Source organism: Geomonas anaerohicana (assembly GCF_016458305.1).
Lineage (GTDB): Bacteria > Desulfobacterota > Desulfuromonadia > Geobacterales > Geobacteraceae > Geomonas > Geomonas anaerohicana.
The window spans coordinates 200,243-220,554 of the sequence record NZ_JAEMHL010000001.1 but is presented as its reverse complement, the minus strand read 5'-3'; the positions used below and the strand labels follow the sequence as shown (position 1 = coordinate 220,554).

Genomic DNA, 20,312 nt, shown 5'->3' with positions numbered 1-20,312 from the left:
TGCGGCAATGATGGTAAAATGCGAGCTGTGCCAGAACAAAAATGCCGGCAACGAAAGGTCTGCGACCGAGGAGGTTAACGATGAGAGCGATGTGGTCGGGTTCGATAAGCTTCGGCTTGGTGAACATCCCGGTGAAACTTTACAGCGGCTCGCAGAGCAACTCGCTCGATCTGGACATGTTGCGCAAGAACGACCTCTGCCCGATCAAGTACCTGCGGGTCTGCAAGACCGACAACAAGGAAGTCCCCTACGAGGAGATCGTCAAGGGCTATGAGTACAGCGACGGTGAATACATAGTACTGACCGACCAGGACTTCGAGAACGCGAGCCTGGAGAAGACGCACCTGATTGACATCGTCGATTTCATTGACGAGAAGGAGATAGACACGCGTTACTTTGAAAAGCCGTACTACCTGGAGCCGGACAAGAGCGGGCCGAAGGCGTATGCGTTGCTCAGGGAAGCGCTGAAGCGTTCGGGCAAGGTCGGTGTTGCCTACTACGTGCTGAGAAACCGCGGCAGCCTCGGCATCGTCCGCCCACTGGACGACCTGCTGGTGTTGAACCAGATCCGGTACGCCGCGGAGGTGCGCGACGCCTCCGATCTTAAGCTGCCAGGCAACGAGCAGGTGCGGGAGCAGGAGGTGAGCCTCGCGTTGTCCCTGATCGACCAGCTGACCGTGAAGTTCGACCCGGCGAAGTACAAGGACGAGTACATCGACGACTTGAAAAAGCTCATCGAAGAGAAGGCGCAGGGTCGTCAGCCCGCCCCGGCCAAGGCAGCTCCGCCGCCCAAGGTTGCCGACATGATGGCCCTCTTGAAGGAGAGCCTGAAGCAGAAGCGCAAAGAGGCAGCGTAACGGGCGCCTGTTGCCGAGCCCCGTCCCCCTCCCCAGCCCTCCCCCTCCGGGGGAGGGGGCCCCGCCACCGTCGTCCCCCTATCAAGCTCGCAGTCCTCTTCTTCCCATCAGTCACTCCCTTCACTCCCATCACTCCCATCACTCCCATCACTCCCAGGACTCCCAGGACTCCCATATTTCCCCCACCGCCCGTTGCAATCCCGCCTTAGTATGTTAGTTTCTTCTAATTCTAAAACCAGGAACCTTAATAAGAGCCAGCGGTAACAGCTTCCAAGGGAGGATAAGGCATGGAACCGAGTGAAACCGAACGCGGCCAGTCGAGAGAATGGCGAAGGGAGAAGCGGGTAAATGTGGGTCCCGCCGAGCGGAAGGCGTCCGTCGTTGGCGGTGCCGCCCTGGCGGTATCAGGGCTCAGGTGCATCAGCAAGAGGAACTACGCCTCGGGCCTGGCGATGATGATCGCAGGAGGGATGTTCCTGTACCGGGGCCAGACCGGGCACTGCGGTATCTACGACGCAATGGGGGTCGACACCGTGCACACGCACAATTCGGCCTTGACCATAACCAAGGCGGTCACCATCGGCCTGCCGCCGCAGGAGGTGTACGAATTCTGGCGCAACCTCGAGAACCTGCCCCGTTTCATGAGGCACCTGGAGTCGGTTCAGGTGACCGGGGCGCGCACCTCGCACTGGAAGGCGGCCGGACCCGGCGGCATCAGTGCCGAGTGGGAGGCCGAGATGATGGAGGACGTGCCGGGCCAGCAGATCAGCTGGCATTCGGTGGGCGAGGCGGACGTACCCAACAAGGGGAGCGTCGAGTTCAAGGATGCGCCGGGACACCGGGGGACCGAGGTGAAGGTGAGCATCGACTACTATCCCCCCGGCGGCGGTGCGGGGAAGGTAGCGGCCAAACTCGCCCAGGGGATCAACGCCCAGCAGCTCGAGGAAGACCTGAAAAGGCTCAAGCAGATCCTGGAAGTGGGAGAGGAAACGACGGCACGGCGTACGGTCGAATAAACGCTATCCCGCCCGGCACGCGGCGGACAAGGAGGGTATATGAGGGCGGTATGCTGGCACGGCAAGCACGATGTGCGGGTGGACGAGGTAGCGGACCCGCAGATCGTCAGCAAGGGGGATGTCATCGTCAAGGTCGCGCTCACCTGTATCTGCGGCTCCGACCTGCACCTGTATAACGGCTACGTCCCCACCATGAAGAAAGGGGACATCATGGGGCACGAGTTCGTCGGGGAGATCGTCGAGGTGGGGAGCGGCGTCACCCGCTTCCATGTCGGCGACCGGGTCATCGTCCCCTTCCCGATCTCCTGCGGCGTCTGCTGGTACTGTAAGCACGAGCTCTGGTCTCTGTGCGACAACTCCAACCCCAATTCCTGGATGCTGGAACACCTTTACGGCGACACCGGCGGCGGCATCTTCGGTTACTCGCACATGTACGGCGGCTTCTCCGGCGGCCAGGCCGAGTACGTCCGGGTTCCCTTCGCCGACGTCGGGCTGGAGAAGATCCCGGATGGCATCCCCTACGAGCAGGTGGTGCTCCTGACCGATATCTGCCCGACCGGCTACCAGGCCGCCGACAACTGCAACATCAACCCCGGCGATACCGTCGCCGTCTGGGGCTGTGGACCGGTGGGGCTCATGGCCATGATGTCGGCGCGGCATCTCGGCGCAGAGCGCGTCATCGGCATCGACCGGTTCCCGGATCGTCTGCAGATGGCCCGCTCCCAGTGCCGGGCTGAGGTGCTCAACTACGAGGAAGTGGACGTTGCCGAGGCGCTGCAGAACATGACCGGCGGGCGCGGCCCCGACTCCTGCATCGACGCAGTGGGACTGGAAGCGGTCGGCACCGGCATAGAGGGAATCTACGATTCGGTAAAGCAGACCCTCCGGCTGGAAAATGACCGGGCCGCCGCGCTGCGCCAGCTGACCAAGGCCTGCCGCAAGGGGGGGACGCTCTCCATCGTAGGGGTCTACAGCGGCTTCGTCGACAAGTTCCCGATGGGCGCCATCTTCGCCAAGGGGCTCACGCTACACGCGGGGCAGGCCCACGTGCACAAGTACCTGCCGCACCTGGTCAAACTGGTAGAGGAGCAGCAGCTGAACCCGTCATCGATCATCACGCACCGGCTGCCGCTGGAACAGGCGCCGGGCGCCTACAAGACCTTCCTGAACAAGCAGGATTCCTGCATCAAAATCGTGTTGAACCCTCAGCATTCGGGATCTTCGGCCAGGCCGGGTTCCGAAGAGACGGGAGTGGTCTGAGCCGCAACGCCGCGTCAGCGTCCGGCAACGCTTCGGTTGCCCCCCCTCCCTTGACGGGAGGGGGGGCACGAAGAGCTAACAAGGAGCGCCCATGAAATCTGAAGATCGACGCAATGCGCTGGCCCTGGCCATGTTGGGAGCCGGGGCCGCTTTTTTTCTTTGGAGCATGCGCCGCAACGCGCGCCGCATCGACTTCCTCGGCAAAACCGTCGTGATCGCGGGAGGGTCTCGCGGGCTCGGCCTGGAGATCGGCCGGCAGTTGGTAAAGGAAGGCGCGCGGCTGGTGCTGTTGGCGCGCAGGCCTGACGAACTGGAGCGGGCCCGCGCCGAACTGGCACGCTCCGGCGGCGACGTGATCACCTTCCCCTGTGACGTGGGGGTGCGCCAGCAGGTCGAGGAGGCGGTGGCCGCCGTGATCGAGTTGCGCGGCAGGATCGACATCCTGATCAACGTGGCGGGCGTGATCCAGGTGGCCCCGTTCGAGAACCTGGAGTTGAAAGATTTCCAGGAGTCGATGGACGTGCACGCCTGGGGGCCCTACCACATGATCCGCGCCGTGGCCCCGCACATGCAGCGGCGTAAAAGCGGGCGCATCGTCAACGTCTCCTCGATAGGGGGGCTGGTGGCCGTGCCGCACCTTCTGGCCTACACCATGGGCAAGTTCGCCCTGACCGGCCTCTCGGACGGCTTCCGCGCCGAGTTAGCCAAGGACGGCATCTACGTCACCACGGTAGCCCCGGGGCTGATGCGCACCGGTTCCCACATCAACGCCAATTTCAAGGGGCAGCACAAAAAGGAGTTCGCCTGGTTCGCCATCTCGGGCGCCAACCCGGCACTCTCCACTGCGGCGCCGGCTGCCGCGCATAAGATCATCGAAGCCTGCCGCTACGGCCAAGCCCGCCTGATCATCAATTGGCCCGCACGCCTGCTGCACGCGGCCAACGCCCTGTTCCCCGAGGTCACATCCTTCGCCGCTGGTGTTGCGGCACGGATGCTCCCCGCGCCGGCAGCTGCGGCCGACAACGAGCAGCACCCCGGCTGGGACAGCCGCTCCAAGCTGGCCCCGTCCTTGCTCACCCGCCCCAGCGATCGGGCCATCGAGGCGAACAACGAGCAGCCGGCAGATTCCCCATACATGGCAAGCGTCCATCGCAGGAGACAATGAGGTCGCCGCCCGGCGAACCGTAAGTGGCGCTGCCCTTTCGTCCCCTCCCCCGGAGGGGGAGGGACAGGGAGGGGGATCACCAGCTGACAAAGTCTTCCCCGCTCCCGGCCTCCCCCCTCCGGGGGGAGGAGCGCTGCACTGAACAGCGAGGCTTTCAACACTGAAAAGGAGTCGACCATGTGCTCACTGCGCAGCTACTTCAAGTTGGGTGACGCCAGCTACATGGACCTGGCCAAGAAGGTCTACCGCAAGTTCAGCGACGAGGACTGCCCCGAACACGCCGCCGCCATGGCCTATTACTTCCTGTTCGCCTCGTTCCCGTTCCTGCTCTTTCTCACCACACTGATCGGCTACCTCCCCATCCCGCACCTGATGGACTACATGCTGGCCAACGCCGCCAAATTCCTGCCATCGGAGGCCTTCTCCCTGATCGAGAGCAACATCCGGGCGCTGTTCATGAACAAGAAGCAGGGGCTGCTGTCGTTCGGCATCCTGCTGGCGCTGTGGGCTTCTTCGAACGCCATCGTGTCGGTCATGGACGCCATGAACAACCTGTACGACGTCAAGGAGGGGCGCCCGTTCTGGAAGGTGCGCCTGACCGCGATAGGGCTGGTGGTGGGCCTTTCCCTGCTCATTTTGTGCGCGATGGCCCTGCTCATGTTCGGGGTAAAGATCGCCGACTTCATCGCCGGGCTGATCAACTTCGGTGTCGCCTTCAAGGTCGGCTTCGTGATCGGCCTGATCCCGGTCACCCTCTTTCTCCTGGTCCTCGCCGTCGCCGTCATCTACTACTTCACGCCTGACGTGGAGCATGCGTGGAAATGGATCAGCCCGGGGGCCGTGGTGGCCATCCCCTGCTGGGTCGTGATGTCGTTTGGCTTTTCCTACTACATCAACAACTTCGGCTCCTACGACAAAACCTACGGCAGCATTGGCGCGGTCATCGTGCTCCTGCTGTGGCTCTACCTGAGCGGATTGATCATCCTGGCGGGTGCCGTCATCAACGCGGTGATCGAGCACAGCTCGGAGGAAGGGAAGGAGCCGGGTGAAAAGGTGGAAGGGGAACATGCCGCGGAGCGCGGCACCCATTCAAAGGCGGAGTCGCAGCAGAAGGCGAAGGAAGAGGCGGCAAAATCGTAGTGGTACTCCGGGGTAGCGGTGACAGCTCCTCCCCCCGGAGGGGGGAGGTTGGGAGGGGGGAGGGCTCTGACGGCCGGTGATCCCCCTCCCTGTCCCTCCCCCTCCGGGGGAGGGGACGCCGGGGCAACAGGCTCAGCTAGAACGAAATTATTTGATCTGCCCCCGTATCTCGCCCATGGGGTAGGTCGCCGTCGGCACGTCCACGTAAGTCTCTCCGGCATCGATAAGACGTACCAGGTCCTCAACGGTTTTACCCTCCAGCTCTCCAATCAAGTTCTCGTTGGTGATGAGCCCCTCGGAAAGGATCCCCTTGAATTTGCCCATCTTCGTCGGTCCACCGAACAGTCCGACCAGCGGGGGACCGTTCTGCCCCGGCTTGCCGTGGTGGATGTGGGCCGCAACCGGGCTGGTTATTCTGCTCACGTTCAGCTCGTAACTCATCTCGCCGTCCGCGTAGATCATCTTGATGTCCCCGCGCGCCGGGGTTTTCACCGAGGGAACCTCCTGTTGCCCCGAAAGCTTGGCCCTAAAGATCCTCTGCTCCGCCCCCGCCGGCAGGGCCGCCAGCACGGCCATCACCACCATCGACATCTGCCACTTCCTCATGACGTTCTCCCCTTTTCCGCGCCCTCCGGCCTGGCGGCAGCCGGCCCCACGGCCAGGAGGTCGAGAATGCCCGACAGCGGAATCGATACCCACTCCGGACGGTTGTTGAGCTCGTAACCCAGTTCATAGATCGCCTTGTCCAGCATGAAGGTCTGCAACATGATTTCGATCTCGTCCAGCGCGGTCGGCATGAAGCGGGCTCCAGCCACCCCCTCCTTGTAGGCCTGCAGGAAAACAGTGGCGCTGTAACGGTACCAGGCCTGCACCCAGGGGAGCAGGTAGGCGATATCCTCGTCGCGCACCTGGGTGCGCTGCATGATGACCGCATGCGCTGCGTAGTGGAAGGAACGCATCATCCCCGCCACGTCGCGCAGCGGCGACTGCTTGATCCTGCGCTCACTGAGCGATTTGACCGGCTCACCTTCGAGGTCGATGATGAGGAAGTTGTCGCCGGTGTAGAGCAGTTGCCCGAGATGGTAGTCGCCGTGGACGCGGGTCTTCATGGCGCCGAATTTGCGCACCATGAACTTCTGGAACACCGCCAGCACGTCGTTCTCCATGGCGAGCAACCCCTCCGCGTCACCGGCGATATGCTGCGGGATGCGGGCCATGTTCTTGCGCAACAGGTCGAAGACCTTCTTGCAGCGGCTGCGCATGGACTGGTACACCGAGCGCTGGTACAGGAGCGCGAACGGTTCCGGGGCAAAATCGGGATCGTCGTTTCGGGAGGAGAGCGCCAGGTGGAATTCGGCCGTTCTCCTGCCGATCAGGGCCACCATCTCCGGATAGACCCCCTGGATCAGCTCCAAAAGGGCGGTGGTGTAGCCGCTCGACTCGTTGCCCGGGTGCGGTTCCACCCGCGACTTCCTGGCCTCCTCGCGCTGGGCGAGGACCCGGTCCACGAACTGCCCGACTTGGCCCAGGGTGAAGGTCCAGGCGTCCCCCTGGTTGGGGACGAACCCCTGCAAAAGTCCCAGGGCGAAGCTCTCGCCGTTGCTGCGCCGGTACTCCAGCGCGCCGGCCAGGGGCGCCACGTGCGGGAAGTGGACCCGGTCCAGGAAGGTCCCGATCTCCACCTCGGGATGGGCCCCTTCCTCCATGCGCCGATACAGCTTGAAGAAGAAACTCTTCTCGAAGAGCACCGAGCTGTTGCTCTGCTCCGATTTCGCCACCTGAGAAGGGAACGGAGGCTGCTTCCCTTCCATGAGCGCGGTCATGCCGGAAGCCGGGCGCCCCCAGAGCCTGCCACTGTCGCCGCGCAGCGTCTTGCGGCGCCAGATCAACTCGAAGAGGATCCAGCGCAGGTGGGAGTTGTGCAGCCCGTCGTAGAGCACTCCCGGGCGGTCGCCAACCTTGAGCAGGCAGATCACCGCCTCCGGTGCGTCGCCCAGCAGCGCTTCGCCTCCGCCATCCATGGGAAGGTAATGCAGCGGCAGCAGGTACACCTCGGCAGCCCCTTCGCTGTAGGTCACCTCCAGGAAGGTGATGATGACGGAGGAACTGTCGATGGGCACCGGGAGCCGGTCCAGCACCGAGAAGCGCACCATGATGCGGCTCTTGCCCTGGAACCAGCGCGATTTCCTGAGGTAGTCCGGCAGTACCGATTGCTCCAACTGGCGCAGCCCGGCGGCCCTCAGCACGTTCTCCCAGCTACCGGTAACCGCGATCTCCTCCAGCACCCCTTCCTGGCGCGGCTTGGTCATCTCGCGGCCGTCGGTCAGAAGAAGCAGGTGGTAGTCGTACGGCCCCATGATGACGCCGTAGGCGGAGTCCTTGATGGCGGGGAAGCGGTTGCGGCTGAACATCTCCTCGGGGTAAAACCCGACAAAGCGGGGCTGGTTCACCTGTACGAACTGGGTGGCCCGGGACAGGTTGATCAGCACCAGGATGGTCTGATCCTCGTACTGGCGCAGCATGGCGAGCACCTTGGGGTTGTCCAGGGTGATGAACTCCAGCGTCCCCCAGCCGAAGGCCCGGAAGCGCTTCCTCAGGTCGATCATGCGCTTCATCCACCAGAGCAGGGAGGACGGGTTCTTGGCCTGGTTCTCGACGTTGCGCGCCTCGTAGTGGTACTCCGGGTCGATGATGGCCGGCAGATAGAGCTTCTGCGGATTGGCGGGCGAGAAGCCGGCGTTGCGGTCCGGGCTCCACTGCATCGGGGTGCGCACTCCGTTTCTGTCGCCGAGGTAGTAGTTGTCCCCCATGCCGATCTCGTCGCCGTAGTAGATGATGGGAGTGCCGGGCATGGTGAAGAGAAGCACGTTCATCAGCTCGATCTTGCGCCGGTCGTCCCCCATGAGCGGCGCCAGCCGGCGCCGGATGCCCAGGTTGATGCGGGCGCGCGGGTCCCGGGCGTAGATGCGGTACATGTAGTCCCGCTCCTCGTCGGTCACCATCTCCAGGGTGAGCTCGTCGTGGTTTCTCAGGAACATGGCCCACTGGCACTGCTGCGGGATGGTCGGAGTCTGCTGCATGATGTTGACGATGGGGAAGGAGTCCTCCATCTGCAGTGCCATGAACATGCGGGGCATGAGCGGGAAGTGGAACGCCATCTGGCAGGCGGCGCCCCCGCCGAAATAGGAGGCGGCATCCTCGGGCCACTGGTTCGCCTCGGCGAGCAGCATCTTGTCAGAGTACTTGGCGTCGATGTAGGCGCGCAGTTTCTTCAGGAACTCGTAGGTCTCCGGTAGGTTCTCGCAGTTGGTCCCCTCGCGCTCGTACAGGTAGGGGACCGCGTCCAGCCTCAGGCCGTCCACCCCCATGCCGAACCAGAAGTCGATGACCCGGAACATCGCCTCGTGCACCCGCGGGTTGTCGTAGTTCAGGTCCGGCTGGTGCGAGTAGAAGCGGTGCCAGTAGTAGCTCTTGGCGACCGGGTCGCGGGTCCAGTTGGAGACCTCGAAGTCCTTGAAGATGATGCGGGCGTCCAGGTACTTGTCCGGGGTGTCGCTCCAGACGTAGAAGTCGCGCCAGGGGGAGCCGGGCTTGGCGTTGCGGGACTTCTGGAACCAGGGGTGCTGGTCCGAGGTGTGGTTCAGTACCAACTCGGTGATGACCCGCATCCCCAGGGCGTGCGCCCCCTTGAGGAACTCCTGGAAGTCGCGCAGCGTGCCGTAGTCCGGGTGCACGCTGCGGTAGTCGGCGATGTCGTAACCGTCGTCCCTGAGCGGTGAGGGGTAGAAGGGGAGCACCCAGACCGCGGTGATGCCCAGGTCGCGCAGATACGGGAGCTTCTGCAAAAGGCCGCGGAAATCCCCGATGCCGTCCCCGTTGGAGTCGCAAAAGCTCCTGATGTGCACCTCGTAGATGACGGCGTCCTTGAACCAGAGCGGGTTCTTCTCGTTGCGAAATGGCATGGTTGCCCCCTAAGCACTGCCGCAAGCACTCCTCCCCCCGGAGGGGGGAGGCTGGGAGGGGGGACGCTGTGGCCACATCCCACAAGAGCCCCCCTCCCTAGCCCTCCCCCTCCGGGGGAGGGGATTGTTTAGTCGTCTTGCTATCATTTTGCGGCTACGGCCCTCCTCACCTTCTGGATAGGGCACTAGAAGTAGTAGTCGAAATCCGATTCCCGGCGCTGCCAGGTGCTGATCCGGTAGATGCAGGCGGGGTTTACCTGCGGGTCGAGCCGCACGGTGGTGGTCTCGCCCTGCCAGATCGAATGATCGCCGCCGATCAGGTCGTGCAACAGGTAGGACTGCCCCGGCAGTACCCCGAACAGCTCCAGCGGCAGTTTGAGGCGCGCCGTGCGCACCCGGAACGGATCCAGGTTCACCGCGACCAGGAGCGAACCCTTCTTCTGCTTGGCGATCTTGGCGTAGAAGATGACGCTGTCGTCGTCGGAAGAGAGGAAGGTCACGTTGTTGGTCTGCTGCAGCGCGACGTGGTCGCGGCGAATCCGGTTCAGGGTGACGATCAGCTCCCGGATGTTGCCGGTCCCCTTGCGGTCCCACTGGCGCATCTCGTACTTCTCGGCGTCCAGGTACTCCTCCGATCCCGGCTTTTCCGGTTTCCCCACGCAGAGTTCGTACACCGGTCCGTAGATGCCATAGTTCGAGGAAAGGGTGGCGGCCAGCGCGAGCCGGATCATGAAAGCGGGACGCCCGCCGAACTGCAGGTACTCGGTCAGGATGTCGGGCGTGTTGGGCCAGAAGTTCGGGCGCATGAACTCCCTGGTGTCACCGCGGGTCAACTCGGTCAGGTACTCGGTCAGCTCCCCCTTGCTGTTGCGCCAGGAGAAGTAGCTGTAGGACTGGGTAAAGCCGACCTTGGCCAGCCGCGCCATGATCTTCGGACGGGTGAACGCCTCTGCCAGGAAGATGATGTCCTGACACTTCTCTTTGGCCTGCTCGATGAGCCATTCCCACATCGGGAACGGTTTTGTGTGCGGGTTGTCCACCCGGAAGATGCGCACCCCCTGGTCCATCCAGAAGAAGACGATCGACCTCAATTCCTCCCAGAGTTCCTCCCACTGCGGCGTCTCGAAGTTGATGGGGACGATGTCCTGGTACTTCTTGGGCGGATTCTCCGCGTACTGCACGGTGCCGTCCGGGCGCCACTTGAACCACTCCGGGTGTTCCTTCAGGTAGGGATGGTCCGGCGAGCACTGGAAGGCGAGGTCGAGGGCGATCTCGATGTCCCGCTTTTCAGCCTCGCGCACCAGGTCCCGGAAATCGTCCAGTGTCCCCAGTTCCGGGTGCACCGCCTTGTGCCCCCCCTGTTCCGAGCCGATGGCCCAGGGGCTGCCGGGATCGCCCGGCTGCGCCTCGACGGCGTTGGCCTTACCTTTGCGCTTGCTTGAGCCGATGGGGTGGATCGGGGGGAGGTAGAGGACGTCGAAGCCTAGCTCCTCTATGTCCGGGAGGAGATCGATGCAGTCGCGCAGCGTGCCGTGGCGCCCCTCTTTACCGAGCGAGCGCGGGAACAGTTCGTACCAGCTGCTGAAGAGCGCCTTCTTGCGGTCCACCCGGACCACCAGCTCCTTGTGGTAGCGGGTGGCGAGCCCGCGGGCGCAGCAGGTGCTGACCAGGTCGGAGAGACGGGTGTCCAGCCCCAGCGCCACCGCACCGTCCTGTTCCTGTTCCGCGGAGAGCGCCGCCACCGCCTCGCGCAGCCGCGCCGCGTCCTCCTGGTTGGCCTCGCCCATTGCCTGCTCCAGGATCTTGGCGCCGATTCTCAGGTCCACCGCCACGTCCTGGCCCGCCTCGAACCTCTTTTGCAGATCCCTCTGCCAGGTCCGGAAGTGGTCCACCCACCCCATCAGGGTGTACTGGTAAAAGCCCGGCTCGCCCAGGACGAAGCTCCCCTCCCAGCGGTCGTTGTCCAGGCGGCGCATCTCCTTTTCCTGCCAATCGTCTTCTCCCATCCTGCGGTACAAAAGCAGCGCCACGACCTCGTCGTGGCCGTCGCTGAATACGTCGGCCTGCACCACCATCTCGTCGCCGGTCACCCGCTGCACGGCGAACCTGCCGCAGTCGATCTGCGGGTGCACGGCCTCGATCGCTATCCGGGCTCTCCCTTCCATAGGCTCACCTCTGTAAAAGCTCCCTCCCCCGGAGGGGGAGGGCTGGGGAGGGGGGAACAGGGCCTCCGGTGGCATCGCCCTCACCCGCCCTTCGGGCACCCTCTCCCAGAGGGAGAGGGGATCACACCGTCCATTCCCCCTCCCCCTCCGGGAGAGGGGCAGGGGTGAGGGAGCAGCTACACCGGCTCCAGCAGCGCGACGCCGATTTCCGCGAACAGGGCCGAGAGGGGAATGGCGCTGCGGCCATCCTTTCGCTCCGCCTCTACCGACTGGTCGTTGACAACGTTGCGGAACCGCTCCCCGGCCCCCTCCGGCAGCATCAGCACGGTATCCTGCCACACCGCCTCGCCCAGCGGGCTGCTCTCCGGCTCCGTGATCAAGGTGGCCACCAGCCGCGCCGCCGCCACGATCAGGGTGCTTGTGCTCCCCTGCCTGGCAAAGGCGCAGACGTGCCGCTCCCGCACCCCCTTGGCCTCGAGCGGCAAGTACTCCCCGAAATCGAACCGCTCCCGGTTCTCCCTGCGGTAGTTGAGCACCCGGTAGATGAGGAAGAGCTTGCTCCTGCCGTTGTCACCCTGTTCCAGGAGCTCGCGGCACAGGGCCTGCGCCCCGATCTCCGCCTCGCGCGCCCGGAGCTCCCGCAGCGCCGCGATCCTCGCGTCGTAGTCGACCTGGCGCCGGTTGTCCGGGTCGACCAGGGTGAACTCGATCAGCTCCGTCCCCTGGTAGAAATCTGGGACGCCGGGTGCAGTCATCTTCAAGAGCGTCTGGGACAGCGAGCTGAACAGCCCGCAGCGGGAGAGCCGCCGTTGCAGCGGCCGGAACTCGCGCAGGAACGGGTTGCCTGGCGACTGCTCCAGGATCCCGTCCACGAAGCCGACCACCGCGTCCTCGTAGGCGAAGTTGGGGCTCACCCAACTGCTGTTGACCTTAGCTTCGCGCAGCGCCTTGACCAGGTAATCCTTGATCCGCCCCCTGAAGGCGTCGTACCCGGCCTGGTCCAGCTCGCCCGCAGGCCACGCTCCCAGCAGGGTCTGGTAGATCAGGTATTCCTCGTTGCGGTCCGGGACGCGCTGGTTGTCAATCAGGCTGCCCCGTCCCTTGTTGATCCGGCTCCAGCGCACCGCCGATTTCTGCCAGAGTTCCGGCAGCTCCGAGAGGGCGTCGATCCTGGTGCGTACGTCCTCGCCGCGCTTGGAGTCGTGGGTCGAAGTGGCAATCATGGCGTGGGGGAAGTTCTTGTTGCGCTCCAGGTTCTGACCGTGGAACGCCTCCCGCGTGGTGCCGAATTTGCCCGGCATGCCGCCGACGTCGTTCAAGGAAATGAGCCGGTGGTAGACGTAGAAGGCGGTGTCCTCCAGTCCCTTGGCCATGACCGGCCCGGTGATCTGCTGAAAGCGCATGGCGAAATAGAGCCAGGCGCGGCGGCTCTCCTCGCTGGCGCGCTCCGGTGCCTTCAAAAGGAGCACGTCGCGCAGGAAATCGAACACGGAGCCGCTGATGGCGGGGTTCCAGCGTTTCGCCTTGGAAACCGCCGCCTCGATGTACTGCACGTCCTTGTCGCGCACCGAGGCGGAATTGGCGTAGGTGCGGTACACCGGGAAGCAGGCGATGACCTCGCTGATGGCGCGCACCAGGCTGTTTAGGGTGAAGTCGCGGGTGAGCCGGTCCTGCTCGGCGATGTTGTTCAACTGGTGCGCCAGCATGTTGACCTCGCCCGAGAGCGAGACCTGCATCACCAGCTTCTTCTTCTGGTAGACGATCTCGGTGAAGTCCGAGGCGCGCTCTATGAAACGGTCGTAGATGCGATCGAACTGCTTGGCGGCCTCGGTGTCCACGAAAATGCCGTTCACGCTGTTCAGGAACTCGTACCCGGTACTGCCCGCCACCGGCCACTGTTCCGGGAGTTGCTCCCCTTTCATCAGGATCTTCTCCACCACGGCGTAGAGCGGCTGGTAGGAAGGGTCGCGCTCAAGTTCGGTGAAATACTCCGCCTCGGCCCCGTTGCCCCCCTCTCCACTCGGTTCGCAGCCGCACAACTGGATGTAGGCGCTTTTTTGCAGGTTCTGCAGGTAGGAGACCGGATCGTAGAGGCCGTCGACGTGGTCGATGCGCACCCCGGTCACCTTTCCCTCGCGGATCAGCCTGAAGAGCAGGGCGTGGGTGAGGTCGTACACCGCCTGGTCCTCCATGCGGATGGCGGCCAGGGCGTTGATGTCGAAGAAGCGCCGGTAGTTGATTTCCTCGGTGGCGACCCGCCAGTAGGAAAGACGGTACACCTGCTCGCGCAGCAGTTGGTCCAGGAGGTCGAAAGAGTTGGGGTCCCCCTTGCTGCCGTTGAAGATCCTGACGTTCTCCTCGATGAACGCCGCCACCTCCGGGGCGTCCTGGCACAGCTGCCAGAGCCGTTTCTTGATGATCTCCTTCTCCCGGTGGCGCTCGCCTATCTGCTCCGGGTCCCGCTCGGTGGCCAGCGGCAGGTGCTGCAGCGCGGTCTCGATACTCAATAGTTCCTGGACCGGCTCGGCATCCGGCGGGAACTTCTCTTTCAGGCTGTCCAGGCGGTGCTGGAGAATGCGGAGGTAGCTGCGCGGCTCGATCGGGATCTGCAGGGAATAGCACTGGACGTAGAAGGCACCCTCGCGGAAGAGAAGCGGCAAGCCCCCCCCTTCCAGCACCTTGCCGTACTGGTCTCCCAATAGCGGCAGCAGCACCTTGCCGGTCAATTCCTTTTTCACCGGCTCCCAGTCGATATCGAAGAAGTTCGCGTAGGGGGAACTCATGCCGTTTTCCAGCACGTCCATCCACCAGATGTTGTCCCCGCTCTCGATGCACATGTGGTTGGGGACGAAATCGAGGATGTGCCCCATGCCGCGGCGGGAGAGTTCGTCCACCATGGTCTGGTAGCTTTGCTCGTCCCCGACCTCCTTGTTCAGGATGGTCTGGTTCACCACGTCGTAACCGTGTACGCTCCCCTCCTTGGCGGCGAGGTAGGAGGAGGCGTACACGTCGCTGATGCCGAGATCGTGCAGGTAGCCAATGATCCTGGTGGCATCGGCGAAGGTGAAACCGGCATTGAACTGCAGCCGGTAGGTGGCGCTGGGAATGCGCGCGTTGGGCAGGTTCGGTGCTCCCATGCTTCCCCCCGGTCTAGGCTTGCGGCAGCACCGCCCCCAGGTTGAAGCGCAGGGTCTCCCCGAGCTTCCTGAATGCATCCAGCCAGATGCCGGCCCCTTCCTCGCCCCCGGCGGAACGGGTGAGATACTCGGGGTACACGGTCTTGGCGAGCTGGTAGTAGTCGTTCTGCATCTGCCAGAGCACCACGTTGATGGGAATCTCGTTCAAAAGGTCCATGTACTTCTGCATCCGGGCGATCAGCTTCAGGTCGGACGGATCCTGTACCAGTTGCCCCGACATCTCCTCGAGATGGCGCCTCATGAAGTACTCGGTCCCCGGCTCCTCGATCGCCACGCCCCAGGACCCGATCTGCCCCACGATCCTGCGCACCTGGTCCGCGTCGACCTCGTCCTCGCTCATGGCATGCCGGAGCGCCTCGTTAAGCGCGGGCTGCGCCACGGCCATAAAGATCTGCGGCACCGGGACTCGTGTCTCCTTGACGAACTCCATGAGCGGCCGGCTGCGCTCGTACATCTCCTGGTAGCTGGCGATCTCCTCTTCCATGTTCTGCCTGATGATCTGGTTGATGATCTTGCGCTGCTCGTCGCTGAAGAGGTTGATCAACGAGAAGCTGTGGGTGCCGAAGTGCTTGTCCATCAGGGTGACCAGGTCGGTGTAGAGCCCCTTGTCGAAGGCGCCGCTCATCTCCTCGCGCATGGCCGCGTACGCGCCCGGGTCGCATTCTTCTTTCACGCCCCCCTTGAAGTCGTGGCTGCCGATGCGCATGACGCAGAAGGTGAGGCAGGCTTCTTCCTCGGTGATCTCGCTTGCCATGTGGATGCGCCCCATCGCCATCACCGCGTCAGGGGTGGAAAACTTGGTGTACTCCTCCTTTGCGATGGCATAGCAGTAGATCTGGGAGTGCTCATCGTACTCCTCGTAAAGGGAGCTGAAGGCGTAGTGGGCCCCCACCTTGACCAGGTCGAGCCGGATCGGGAGCACGAAGTTCTGGTAGATCCAGAGCCCGTCGTGGTGGTCGGGGATGTTGCTCTTCGCCTCCTTGAGGCGGTCCAGGAAGGCCTTTTCCACGTTGCCCTCCACGATCCCCTCGGCGAGCTGCAAGGCGCGGCTCGCATAATCGATCACCTGCACCGTTTCCAGGCCGGAAAGCTCGTCGAAGAACCAGCCGCAGCTCGTGTACATGAGCATGGCGTTGCGCTGCATCTCCAACAGCTTGAGCGCCATGATCTTTTCGTCCTTGGATAGCTCGCGGGCGGCGTGCTGCGCCAGGAAGCGCTCCGACTGCTCCATGCCGCGGTCCAGGATCACCTCGATGTAGGCGTCTCTGGCCTGCCACGGATCCTTGAAGAGCTCGCGCCCCTTCTGCTCGTAGGCTTTGGCCAGGCGGTCCCGCAGCCAGTCCAGCGAGGCGCGCAGCGGGGTGCGCCACTGCTGGTTCCACCCCTGGATGCCCCCCGAGCAGCCGCAGTCGCTGTTCCAACGCTCGACGCCGTGGGCGCAGCTCCAGGAAGTGCGTTCGCGGATCCTCACCTCCATTGCCGGCGGGCACAGTTCCAGGTATTCGCCGTAGTTGGTGAGCCGCGCCAGGTTGTTCCCCTCGATGTGGTTCAGGCATGCGGCCAGCGCCATGTCGCCGAACTTCTGGTGGTGGCCGTAGGTCTCGCCGTCGGTGGCGATGTGCATCAACTGCGACCAGTCCCGGTCCTCCGTGAATCCGCCCACCAGCCGGCCGGCGAGGGCTTCGCCGCTATCGAGGAGGTTCTCGAAGGCGACCGCCCGGGAGATGGGGCCATCATAGAAAAAGAGGGTGATGGAGCGCCCTGAGGGGAGCTTGCAGAGGTAGGCCCGGGTCGGGTCGATCTCGGTCTCGGTCCACTCCTCGGTCCCCAGCGCGCGGTAGGCCTCGGCCTGGTGCGGGGCAAGCACGGTGTACTTGATCCCCTGCTCGGCGAGTATGCCCAGGGTCTCCAGGTCGACCGCAGTCTCCGCGAGCCACATCCCCTCCGGGAAGCGGCCGAAGCGTTTCTGGAAGTCCGCGATGCCCCACACCACCTGGGTGCGCTTGTCGCGCGCGTCGGCCAGCGGCATGATCATGTGGTTGTAGACCTGGGCGATGGCCGAACCGTGCCCGGAGCGCCACTCCATGCTCTGCTTGTCCGCCGCCAGGATGGCGTTGTAGATATTGGGCGCGGCGAGTTCCATCCAGGAGAGGACGGTGGGGCCGAAGTTGAAGCTGATCTTGGCGTAATTGCTGGTGATATCCATGACGCGGCTGTCGCCGTCCAGGATGCGCGACGCCGAGTTGGAGGCGTAGCACTCGGCCGTGATGCGCTCGTTCCAGTCATGATAGGGAAAGGCGGAGTCCTGTATCTCCACCGCCTCGAGCCACGGGTTTTCGCGGGGAGGCTGGTAAAAGTGCCCGTGGATACAGACGAAACGCTCCTTAGCTTGCTCCATGGTCTCCTCCTGAAAGATTGGTGCTGTAGACCACCACGCTGAACGGGTTGATCCTGATCATGGTCCTTTGGCTGCCGTCCGCCTCGCCCCCCTCTACACGCTCCGGCGCTTCCTCACCCGGGCCGCGCCACTGCTGCCCGGACGAGTCAAGCACCCGCTCCCAGCTGCCCGGCGGCAGCGCAAGGGGTACCTCCTGCTGAATGTTGCTGAAACTGAACAGGCAGAGCACCGCGTTGCCGCCGCTCCACCTCCGCAGGAAGAGAATTTTCTGTTCGGGGAGCCCGGAGATGGCCATGGCATCCCGCTGGAACACCTGCAGCGCCGGGAGGGTGGTGCGCAGCGCGAAGAGCTTCTTGTAGAAGGCAAGGATCACCGCCTGCTCCCCTTCCTTCGGACTCGCCACGTCGATGATCGACTCTTCGAAGGTCGACTCCGCGGCGGGATCGGGGATATCTCCCTCGCACACCCCCGAGGCGTGTTCCTCGTGCTTCCCCTTGCGCACCAACTCCACGAGTTCCGGATCGGTGTGGTCGATGAAATAGTGGAAAGGGGCGCGCTCGCCGTACTCCTCGCCCATGAAGAGCAGCGGCAGGTAGGGGGAGAGAATCACGGAAGCGGCTGCCAGCAAGAGCTGGTTCAGGGGGAGCGTCGCGCTCAACCGGTCGCCGCACTTGCGGTTGCCGACCTGGTCGTGGTTCTGCGAGAAGACCACGAACTGCGATCCCGGGTGGTTCTCGGTCGGCCCCCCGTGGCGCCGCCGGCGGTACCTGGAGTACTCCCCGGTGTAGACGAAAGCCTCCTGGAACGCCTTCTGCAACTGGCTGAACTGCCCGAAATCCTCGTAATACCCCGTTATCTCATTGGTTAACAGTGACCGCAAGGCGTGGTGGAAGTTGTCGCACCACTGGGCGTCGAGACCGAAGCCGCACTTCTCCGGCGAATTGATCAGGCGCACGTCGTTGGTGTCGTTCTCGGCGAAAAGGCAGAAGTCCCGCCCCAGCCGCTCCCGGTGCTGGCGGATCTCGTCAGCCAGGCGGCGCAGCAGTGGCTTGGGAGTCTGGTCGAAGATCCAGTCCACCGCATCCAGGCGCAGCGCGTCGAAGCGGAATTCGGTGAGCCAGTAGGCTGCGTTGGAGAGGAAGTATTCCAGGACCGGGTCGCTGTCGGCGTCGTCCAGGTTCATGGCCCGCCCCCAGGGGGTGCGGTACTTGCTGGTGAAATAGGGGCCGAAGTCGTCCAGGTAGCATCCTTCCGGGCCGAAGTGGTTGTAGACCACGTCCAGCACCACGGCGAGCCCTTTCCTGTGGCAGGCGTTCACCAGCCTTCTCAGCCCTTCCGGTCCGCCGTAGTTGCTCTGCGGGGCGAAGTGGTACACGCCGTCGTAGCCCCAGTTGCGCTTGCCGGGACACTGGGAAACCGGCATCAGCTCAACTGCCGTGATGCCCAGGTCGACCAGGTAGTCGAGGTGCTGGATCACCGCCTCGAAAGTCCCCTCCCGGGTGAAGGTGCCGACGTGGATCTCGTAGATGCGGTACTGTTCCAGCGGGATGCCACGCCACCCCTCCTCGGTCCAGAGGAACTGCTCAGGATCGACCACCTGGGAGGCCTCGTGCACGCCGTCGGGCTGGAAGCGCGACACCGGGTCGGGGAAGGTGTTGCCGGACTCGAGCTGGTACAGGTAGCGGTCGCCGTCGGCCACACCGGGCACGGTGATGGAGTAGTAGCCCTTTCCCTCCGGCTGCATGGCCACCGTCCCGGTCGCCTTGCCGGACAGGATGAGGACGTTCACCGTCTTCGACTTGGGGGCCCAGACCCGGAACTGCGTCCCCCCCTCCTTCAAGACCGTAGCCCCCAGCTCGACGCGCCAGCCACCTGCCACCATACCCACCTCCGCCAGCCGTGACCGCCTCTCTCATGAAACCGCCGCCGCTCACATAAAAAAACACTCACCAAAGATACATTAGCGATTGTTCATGTCAACGCCTTGCGAGAGGCTGTTTTGCAGAAGATGAGTACCGTCCGGCGCGCTCCTAATGAAAAAAAGAGCCCGAATCCGATTGGATCCGGGCTGACCTGTGACGCCCCCGCCGATGCGACTCCATAACCATCGTGCGGGCAGCACAAAGCCGCCGGCACCGTTGCGAGTACGGCACCGGCGGCATTCGTTGTCAACCGTCCATTGTCATTTGTCCATTGCCTTCCTTCTACTTGCGCAGGGTGGGGATCGCTTCGCGGATGAAGGAGAGGTGGCGCTGTTCATCGGCGTAGTTGGCGCGCACGATGGCCGAGATGTCCACCGGGAAGTCGAGCTGCGAGGCCTCTTCGTAGCGGCTGGTGGTGAGGCGCTCGTTGCTCTCCATCGCCTCCAGCGCCCCTTTCGAGCCGGTCAGGCTGCGCAGAGCCGTGAAGCCGGAGATCAGGAACCCTTTGAAGTCGGAGCTCAGCTCCGGCGGGGTCCCCCCGAGCTCCAGCATCTTCGCGGAGAGGAGGTCGATGTGCTTGCGGTGGTCCGCCTGGAACTGGATCAGCTTGTCCTTGATGGTCACCTCGTTCACGTTCTTGATGGCCTGGTCATAGGCGTGGGTGGCATCCACGTCGAGCTGGATCAGTTTTTCCAATTGGTCGAGAATATCGTCTCTGTTCATGCTTTCCTCCGGATCAGCTGTTGGTATTTGTTTGCACGCGGGGCGTGTCCCGCGGGAAAACCGCTCTCCCCCCCTCAGTCAGCATGAAGCCGATAACATGACGACCTTTATTCCTCCCGCATCTTCTCGATCAGTACCCAGTCATGACCCGTCGACTTGTGGTGGTTCTCCCCCGCCTCGCGCGCCATCTTCCTGCTGCTCAACCAGTCCGTTATGGCGCCGCAGCCGTCCTTGCAGTCCGGCAGGTAGATGTACTTGGTGTAGTCGAAGTCCATGTGGCGCCTCCTTTCCGGATGGTGGTCAGTTGCAGTCCTCCGCCCAGAGGCAGCCCCCTTGGCCGCACCGGGACGACTGCCCCGAATCGAAACACGCGATATTCCCTTCCTTGCTTTGGATCAGGCGAATCAGTTCGCCTTTTTTCAGCTTGCCGCAGGAGATGTCCATCCTCTGGGCGATTTCCTTGATGTCCTGGACCTTCATGCTTCTTCTCCTTTCTGGTGCCCTGTC

Annotated in this window: 14 protein-coding genes; 5 read left to right on the top strand and 9 right to left on the bottom strand. The window is 63.5% G+C overall.

Annotation, left to right across the window (positions count from 1 at the left end):
- Positions 1 to 80: 80 nt before the first annotated feature.
- The 5 genes from ku (at position 81) to JFN91_RS00935 (ending at position 5,438) form a co-directional block, all read left to right on the top strand.
- Positions 81 to 857: a non-homologous end joining protein Ku gene (gene ku / locus JFN91_RS00955; protein WP_199387354.1), complete on the top strand. Its 777-nt coding sequence runs from the start codon at positions 81 to 83 to the stop codon at positions 855 to 857.
- Between the two features lie 287 nt (positions 858 to 1,144).
- The gene (locus JFN91_RS00950; RefSeq protein ID WP_199387353.1) at positions 1,145 to 1,873 is read left to right on the top strand and encodes an SRPBCC family protein; all 729 of its coding nucleotides are present in this window, start codon (positions 1,145 to 1,147) and stop codon (positions 1,871 to 1,873) included.
- Between the two features lie 39 nt (positions 1,874 to 1,912).
- Positions 1,913 to 3,133, top strand: coding sequence for a zinc-dependent alcohol dehydrogenase (locus tag JFN91_RS00945; protein ID WP_199387352.1), 1,221 nt, complete (start codon positions 1,913 to 1,915; stop codon positions 3,131 to 3,133).
- A gap of 91 nt (positions 3,134 to 3,224) precedes the next feature.
- Complete coding sequence (locus JFN91_RS00940; protein ID WP_199387351.1) at positions 3,225 to 4,298, top strand: SDR family NAD(P)-dependent oxidoreductase; 1,074 nt, start codon at positions 3,225 to 3,227, stop codon at positions 4,296 to 4,298.
- A 177-nt stretch (positions 4,299 to 4,475) separates the two neighbouring features.
- Positions 4,476 to 5,438: a YihY/virulence factor BrkB family protein gene (locus tag JFN91_RS00935; protein ID WP_199387350.1), complete on the top strand. Its 963-nt coding sequence runs from the start codon at positions 4,476 to 4,478 to the stop codon at positions 5,436 to 5,438.
- Positions 5,439 to 5,585: 147 nt separating this feature from the next.
- Here the strand turns inward: JFN91_RS00935 and JFN91_RS00930 are convergent, their stop codons facing one another.
- The 9 genes from JFN91_RS00930 to JFN91_RS00890 all read right to left on the bottom strand — a co-directional run bounded on the left by JFN91_RS00930 (position 5,586) and on the right by JFN91_RS00890 (position 20,285).
- Positions 5,586 to 6,044: a CHRD domain-containing protein gene (locus JFN91_RS00930; protein WP_199387349.1), complete on the bottom strand. Its 459-nt coding sequence runs from the start codon at positions 6,042 to 6,044 to the stop codon at positions 5,586 to 5,588.
- Positions 6,041 to 9,400 (bottom strand): maltose alpha-D-glucosyltransferase, encoded by a 3,360-nt coding sequence (treS, locus tag JFN91_RS00925; protein ID WP_199387348.1) that lies wholly within the window; start codon positions 9,398 to 9,400, stop codon positions 6,041 to 6,043. The genes JFN91_RS00930 and treS overlap by 4 nt, the downstream gene beginning before the upstream one ends.
- A gap of 185 nt (positions 9,401 to 9,585) precedes the next feature.
- Entirely contained in the window at positions 9,586 to 11,565 is a 1,980-nt protein-coding gene (locus JFN91_RS00920) for an alpha-1,4-glucan--maltose-1-phosphate maltosyltransferase (RefSeq protein ID WP_199387347.1), read from the bottom strand.
- Positions 11,566 to 11,741: 176 nt separating this feature from the next.
- Positions 11,742 to 14,702 carry a malto-oligosyltrehalose synthase gene (locus tag JFN91_RS00915; RefSeq protein ID WP_199387346.1) on the bottom strand — a complete coding sequence of 987 codons (2,961 nt, stop codon included), beginning with the start codon at positions 14,700 to 14,702 and terminating at the stop codon, positions 11,742 to 11,744.
- A gap of 13 nt (positions 14,703 to 14,715) precedes the next feature.
- Positions 14,716 to 17,160, bottom strand: a complete 2,445-nt coding sequence (locus tag JFN91_RS00910; protein WP_199387345.1) for a DUF3536 domain-containing protein — start codon at positions 17,158 to 17,160, stop codon at positions 14,716 to 14,718.
- A complete protein-coding gene (gene treZ, locus JFN91_RS00905; RefSeq protein ID WP_199387344.1) occupies positions 17,147 to 19,042 on the bottom strand; it encodes a malto-oligosyltrehalose trehalohydrolase in 1,896 nt (631 codons plus the stop codon). The genes JFN91_RS00910 and treZ overlap by 14 nt, the downstream gene beginning before the upstream one ends.
- A gap of 322 nt (positions 19,043 to 19,364) precedes the next feature.
- Entirely contained in the window at positions 19,365 to 19,805 is a 441-nt protein-coding gene (locus JFN91_RS00900; protein WP_199387343.1) for a ferritin-like domain-containing protein, read from the bottom strand.
- 107 nt (positions 19,806 to 19,912) lie between these two features.
- Entirely contained in the window at positions 19,913 to 20,080 is a 168-nt protein-coding gene (locus JFN91_RS00895; protein ID WP_199387342.1) for a hypothetical protein, read from the bottom strand.
- 25 nt (positions 20,081 to 20,105) lie between these two features.
- A complete protein-coding gene (locus JFN91_RS00890) occupies positions 20,106 to 20,285 on the bottom strand; it encodes a YlxR family protein (protein ID WP_199387341.1) in 180 nt (59 codons plus the stop codon).
- Between the last annotated feature and the right edge of the window lie 27 nt (positions 20,286 to 20,312).